Genomic DNA, 5,389 nt, shown 5'->3' with positions numbered 1-5,389 from the left:
ACGGCTCGGTGCCGTCCACCGGTCAGCGGCGCCCTGGCCTCCCACGGGCTGACCCCGCAGTACTCTCGGCGCGATGGGGCTTAGCTTCCGGGTTCGGAACGGGACCGGGCGTGCCCCCCATGCTCTGGCCGCTGACCGGTGGGCGGCGCCCACCGTTACGGTGTCCTGGGTCTCACTCTACACGTGCCCTGGGGGCCGCATGGCGCATAGGAAAGATGTGACTCGGGGCATCCTCGTGCCCGGACCGCGCTTCAGAGCGCATGTCCCGCGGGCCGCGAGGTGCGGTTCCGGAAGAGCTCGGGCGATTAGTGCGGCTCGGCTGAGGCTGTCGCCAGCCTTGCACCTGCCGTCTATCGACCAGGTAGTCTACCTGGGCCCTTACCGGAAGGAGAACTAATCCCTGGAACGGCTTCCCGCTTAGATGCCTTCAGCGGTTATCCGCGCCGCACGCGGCTACCCGGCCGTGCCGTTGGTCGACAACCGGTTCACCGGAGGTGCGTCCACCCCGGTCCTCTCGTACTGGGGGCAGCCTCCATCGATTCTCCTGCGCCCACGGAGGATAGGGACCGAACTGTCTCACGACGTTCTGAACCCAGCTCGCGTACCGCTTTAAACGGCGAACAGCCGTACCCTTGGGACCTGCTCCAGCCCCAGGATGCGATGAGCCGACATCGAGGTGCCAAACCTTGCCGTCGATGTGGACTCTTGGGCAAGATCAGCCTGTTATCCCCGGAGTACCTTTTATCCGTTGAGCGACGGCCCACCCACTCGGGGCCGCCGGATCACTAGAGCCTGCTTTCGCACCTGCTCGGCTTGTGGGCCTCGCAGTCAAGCCCGCTTGTACTCTTGCATTCAAAAGGACGGTTGCCGACCGTCCCGAGCGGACCTTCGCGCGCCTCCGTTACCCTTTAGGAGGCGACCGCCCCAGTCAAACTGCCCGCCTGGCACGGTCCCCGAGCCGGTTGACGGCCCCGGGTTAGGACGCCGGTCGCGCGAGGGCAGTATTCCAAGGGCGGCTCCCCGGGGGCTGGCGCCTCCGGATCTGTGCCTCCTGCCTATCCTCTACACGCGGGACCAGCGGCCAATGCCAAGCTGCAGTGAAGGTTCACGGGGTCTTTCCGTCCTTCCGCGGGTAAGTCGCATCTTCACGACCAGTGCAATTTCACCGGGTCCATGGTCGAGACAGCGCCCAAGTCGTTGCGCCTTTCGTGCAGGTCGGAACTTACCCGACAAGGAATTTCGCTACCTTAGGACCGTTATAGTTACGGCCGCCGTTTACCGGGGCTTGGCTTCGGGGCTTCGCCGAATCGGCTAACTCCTCCGCGTGACCTTCCGGCACCGGGCAGGCGTCAGACCCTATACGTCGCCTTGCGGCTTCTGCAGAGTCCTGTGTTTTTGGTAAACAGTCGCTTGGGCCTCTCCACTGCGGCCCGCCTCCGCTCCCCGGGCAAGCCGGTTCACGTACGCGCGGGCACCCCTTCTCCCGAAGTTACGGGGCCATTGTGCCGAGTTCCTTGACCATGGTTGACCCGATCGCCTCGGTATGTTCTACCCACCCACCTGTGTCGGTTTGCGGTACGGGCGCGCACGCGCCTGCCTAGGGGTTTTTCTAGGGACCTCGGGCTCACTCGCTTCGCTCAGTCGCTTCGTCCGGAGCCTCGCCCTCAATGCGGACCGGATTTCCCTGGTCCGCGGGCCGCGCTCCATCACGGGGACGTCCAGAACCCCGCCGAGCCACCCCCATCCGTCGCCCCGTCGGTCGTAGCGCCGCGTGCGCGGTGCAGGAATGTCTGCCTGCTGCGCGTCGGCTACGCCTACCGGCCTCGCCTTAGCCCCCGACTGACCCTGGGAGGATTAGCCTTGCCCAGGAAACCTCGGGTTCACGGCGGACGAGTTACTCTCTCGTCTCTCGCTACTCATGCCAGCATTCTCACTCCCATGCGCTCCACCGTCGGTCGCCCTCCGGCTTCTCCGCCCATGGGAAGCTCCCCTACCGATTCTAATAAATAAAATCCCGCCGCTTCGGTGTCCAGCTTAGCCCCGTGTATTGTCGGCGCATGTCCACTCGACCAGTGAGCTGTTACGCACTCTTTGAATGGATGGCTGCTTCTAAGCCAACATCCTGGTTGTCTGGGCGGACGCACATCCTTTGCCACTCGGCTGGAACTTGGGGACCTTAGCGGGCGGTCCGGGCTGTTTCCCTCTCGAGCACACAGCTTAGCCCACATGCTCTGACTGCCGCGCTCTGGGCCGCCGGCATTCGGAGTTCGGTTGGATTCGGTAGGCGGCGAAGCCCCCTCGTCCATCCGGTGCTCTACCTCCGGCGGTGAACGCGCGACGCTAGCCCTAAAGCTATTTCGGGGAGAACGAGATATCTCCGGGTTTGATTGGCCTTTCACCCCTATCCGCAGGTCATCGCCGCCGTTTTCAACCGACGTGCGTTCGGCCCTCCACGGGGTCTTACCCCCGCTTCAGCCTGCCCACGGATAGCTCACCCGGCTTCGCGTCCGCGGCGCGGGACTCAAGTCGCCCTGTTAAGGCTCGCTTTCGCTCCGGCTCCCTTTCGGTTAACCTCGCCCCGCGCCAGCGACTCGCTGGCTCATTCTACAAAAGGCACGCCGTCACACCATAAAGGTGCTCCGACTGCTCGTGGGCGCACGGTTTCAGGTACTGTTTCACTCCCCTCCCGGGGTGCTTTTCACCTTTCCCTCACGGTACTGGTGCGCTATCGGTCACAGGGTAGTACTCAGGCTTGGATGGTGGTCCACCCAGGTTCGGACCGGGTTTCACGTGCCCGGCCCTACTCAGGGACCGCGTCGCGCCGTCCGGTCTGGGTTCGCGTACGGGGCTGTCACCCGCTGCGGCCGGCCCTCCCATGCCGTTCCGCTCCCCAGCCGGACCTGCGCCCGGGGGCGGCAGCCCCCGGATGCGCGGCCCTGCAACCCCGTCGGCGGAACCCCTGCCGGGTATGCCCGCTCGACGGTTTGGCCATCGGTCCCCTTTCGCTCGCCGCTACTCGGGGAGTCTCGAGATTGATTTCCTCTCCTCCGGGTACTTAGATGTTTCAGTTCCCCGGGTTGTCCTCCCCGGCCCTATGTGTTCGGGCCGGGGATATGCACACCGCTGTGCATGGGTTCGCCCATTCGGAGACCCCCGGGTCGAAGGATGTGTGCTCCTCGCCGGGGATTATCGCAGCTTGCCGCGTCCTTCATCGGCTCCCTGTGCCAAGGCATCCGCCGTGCGCCCGTGGTATCTTGCGGGACCGCATCGGGCCCGCGGGATATCCACGTGTCGCTAAAGTTAATTAATCGATATCATGAATAGCGCTCGTATGTCGCAATTCGGGTATCTCATACCGCGGCACAGTGTATCCACTGTGCTCGCGATCAGATGCTCCTCACTCATATATAAGTGAATTCTTCTTGTTTGGATCGGATGAATGATTGCTATCATTCTTACGTTTAATCGCAGAAAAGAATCGAGTCTGGAAGAAATTGATCTTCCATCTCTCTCCTATCGCTATGCGGCTCTCAAGGTACGCGGGTGCGACCCCGGGGACCGGGTGCTGCGGGGAATCATCCAGGCGACATCCACCGGACGGGCTCCTGCCCTCTATTCGAGTTAAAGTTTGTCTCTCTAAGAACGTATCTCCCTAGAAAGGAGGTGATCCAGCCGCACCTTCCGGTACGGCTACCTTGTTACGACTTCACCCCCCTCACCCTCCACACCTTCGGCGCCTCCCCCCTTGACGGTTGGGCCGGCGACTTCGGGTGCAGACGACTCGGGTGGTGTGACGGGCGGTGTGTACAAGGCCCGGGAACGCATTCACCGCGGCATGCTGATCCGCGATTACTAGCAACTCCGACTTCATGGGGGCGGGTTGCAGCCCCCAATCCGAACTGGGGCCGGCTTTCCGGGATCCGCTCCCCCTCGCGGGGTGGCATCCCTCTGTACCGGCCATTGTAGCACGTGTGCAGCCCAGGGCATAAGGGGCATGATGACTTGACGTCGTCCCCGCCCTCCTCCGCCTTGACGGCGGCGGTCCCGCGTGGGTTCCCGGCATCACCCGATGGCAACACGCGGCGGGGGTTGCGCTCGTTGCGGGACTTAACCCAACATCTCACGACACGAGCTGACGACAGCCATGCACCACCTGTATGGGCTCCTCTCGGCCACGGGGTCTCCCCCGCTTCACCCATATGTCAAGCCCTGGTAAGGTTCTTCGCGTTGCTTCGAATTAAGCCACATGCTCCGCTGCTTGTGCGGGCCCCCGTCAATTCCTTTGAGTTTTAGCCTTGCGGCCGTACTCCCCAGGCGGGACGCTTAATGCGTTGGCTGCGGCACGGGGGGATCGTCCCCCCACACCTAGCGTCCATCGTTTACGGCTGGGACTACCAGGGTATCTAATCCTGTTCGCTCCCCCAGCTTTCGCGCCTCAGCGTCGGTCTCGGCCCAGAGGGCCGCCTTCGCCACCGGTGTTCCACCCGATATCTGCGCATTCCACCGCTACACCGGGTGTTCCACCCTCCCCTACCGGACCCAAGCCGCGGAGGTTCCGGGGGCTTCGGGGGGTTGAGCCCCCCGCTTCGACCCCCGGCCTGCCGGGCCGCCTACGCGCGCTTTACGCCCAATGAATCCGGATAACGCTCGCCCCCTACGTATTACCGCGGCTGCTGGCACGTAGTTAGCCGGGGCTTCTTCTGCAGGTACAGTCTTGACTCTTCCCTGCTGAAAGCGGTTTACGACCCGAAGGCCTCCGTCCCGCACGCGGCGTCGCTGCGTCAGGGTTCCCCCCATTGCGCAAGATTCCCCACTGCTGCCTCCCGTAGGAGTCTGGGCCGTGTCTCAGTCCCAATCTGGCCGGTCGGTCTCTCAACCCGGCTACCCGTTGTCGGCACGGTGGGCCGTCACCCCGCCGTCTACCTGATGGGCCGCGGAGCCATCCCCTCCCGTCGGGGCTTTAGCCGGGGTGCCATGCGGCACCCCGGGGTATCCGGTATTACCCGTCCTTTCGGGCGGCTATCCCGGGGGAGGGGGCAGGTTCTCCACGTGTTACTCAGCCGTTCGCCACTCGCTTCTATCCGAAGATAGGTGCCGTTCGACTTGCATGTGTTAGGCGCGCCGCCAGCGTTCATCCTGAGCCAGGATCGAACTCTCCGTCCAAAATAAATGGGCTTCGAGCCCGTCCGGTCCTCACAACTATTAGCTGATCGGTTCCGTTCGATTCATATGGTTCTATTAGATAGGAAAAGGAATTTCTCGGGGCCGCCTCTCGGCGGCCTTGCGAAAAACAAATCCAAGTTAGACCATTTCAAATGGTTCGATGTCTGCCCGGATGCGACACTCGTAAGTGCCCATCCTCGCAGTATCCGGTTCTCAAGGTGCACGC

Annotated in this window: 3 rRNA genes; all 3 read right to left on the bottom strand. The window is 63.2% G+C overall.

Going from position 1 to position 5,389, the window contains the following annotated elements:
- Window positions 1-20 precede the first annotated feature (20 nt).
- Window positions 21-136 (bottom strand): 5S ribosomal RNA (rrf, locus tag I4W07_RS09050).
- 149 nt (window positions 137-285) lie between these two features.
- Window positions 286-3,260 (bottom strand): 23S ribosomal RNA (locus I4W07_RS09045).
- Between the two features lie 396 nt (window positions 3,261-3,656).
- Window positions 3,657-5,163, bottom strand: a 16S ribosomal RNA gene (locus I4W07_RS09040).
- Together the 16S, 23S and 5S rRNA genes form the textbook arrangement of a ribosomal RNA operon.
- Window positions 5,164-5,389: the final 226 nt, after the last annotated feature.

This window comes from Collinsella aerofaciens, from assembly GCF_015670745.1.
Classification (GTDB): Bacteria; Actinomycetota; Coriobacteriia; order Coriobacteriales; family Coriobacteriaceae; genus Collinsella; species Collinsella aerofaciens_T.
Note: the sequence above shows the minus strand (reverse complement) of the source record. Positions and strands in the feature narration are given on the sequence as shown.